2 protein-coding genes are annotated in these 1,340 nt (G+C 65.7%); one reads left to right on the top strand and one right to left on the bottom strand.

What is annotated here, in order from left to right; genetic code table 11:
* Window positions 1-553, bottom strand: a 553-nt coding sequence (locus tag A3764_RS18610; protein ID WP_150122290.1) for an aldehyde dehydrogenase family protein, incomplete at its 3' end; no start/stop codon positions are given.
* Window positions 554-708: 155 nt separating this feature from the next.
* Here A3764_RS18610 and A3764_RS18605 point away from each other — a divergent pair.
* Window positions 709-1,340, top strand: a 632-nt coding sequence (locus A3764_RS18605) for a LysR family transcriptional regulator (protein WP_150122289.1), incomplete at its 3' end; no start/stop codon positions are given.

Raw genomic sequence — 1,340 nt, 5'->3', positions numbered from 1 at the left:
GCATCAGCGGGACGGAGGGGTCACGCTCGGACGGTTTGAGGATGAAGGCATTGCCGCAGGCGATGGCGGGGGCGAACATCCACATGGGGATCATGGCCGGGAAGTTGAACGGCGTGATACCGGCAGTGACACCGAGCGGCTGGCGCATCGAATACATGTCGATGCCCGGGCCCGCGCTGTCGGTATATTCGCCCTTCAGAAGCTGCGGCGCGCCGATGCAATATTCCACGACCTCGAGCCCGCGCTGCACGTCGCCCGCGGCATCGGGCAGCGTCTTGCCATGCTCGCGGCTGAGCGCCTCGGCCAGCTTGTCCATGTCGCGGTTCAAAAGATCCACGAGCTTCATCAGCACGCGGGCGCGGCGCTGGGGGTTGGTGGCGGCCCATTTGGGTTGCGCCGCCTGCGCGTATTCGACGGCCTTGCGCACCTCGTCTTCGCTGGCCAGCGGGCATTTGGCCTGCACTTCGCCGGTGGCGGGGTTCATCACGTCGGCAAAACGCCCGGAGGTGCCCTTGACGTGTTCACCGTTAAGATAATGGGTCAGTTCCTTCATGGGGATCTCCTTCAAGATTTGGCGCAGGGTAACCTTGCAAAAAGTCAGATTGAAGGGGCAAGGTGACAAAACGGTTTTGCGTTTTTGCAAAGCATTCCCGGGGGCCAGCCCCCGGACCCCCGAAGTATTTCGGATCATGAGAAGAAAGGATGGTCATGGCGGAGAACTGGGACGATCTGCGACTTTTCATCGCCGTGGCGCGCGAACGCAGCCTGTCGGCGGCCGGAAAGCTGCTGGGGCTCGATCCGGCCACGCTGGGCCGGCGCATGACGCGGTTCGAGCAGCGGATGCAGACGGCGCTTTTTGCGCGTTCGCCACAGGGATACGCGCTGACGGAGGCGGGCGCGCAGCTGCTGGAGCGGGCGGAGGCGGTGGAGCAGGCGATGCGGCTGGCACGGGCCGGGGTGGCGCCCGCCAGCGACCGGCTGAGCGGCCAGATACGGATCGGCGCGCCGGACGGCTGTGCGAATTTCCTGCTGCCGCAGGTCTGCGCGCGCATTGTCGCCCTGCCGCGGGTCTTCAACCTGTCCCGGCGGGAGGCGGACATGGCCATCGGGGTGAGCGCGCCCACCGCCGGGCGTCTGCTCGTGCAGAAGATCACCGACTACCACCTGCATCTTGCGGGCTCCCGGCGATACCTCGACCGGCATCCGCCGATCACCAAGCTCGAAGACCTCGCCCGGCACCGGCTGGTGGGCTACATCCCCGACATGATCTTCGACCGTGAACTGGATTACCTGTCGGCGCTGGGGCAGTCGCGGGTGCCGTTGGCGTCGAACTCCGTTTC

Source organism: Sulfitobacter sp. HI0129, assembly GCF_001635395.1.
GTDB lineage: Bacteria > Pseudomonadota > Alphaproteobacteria > Rhodobacterales > Rhodobacteraceae > Sulfitobacter.
This window is presented reverse-complemented; position numbering and strand designations above follow the sequence as displayed.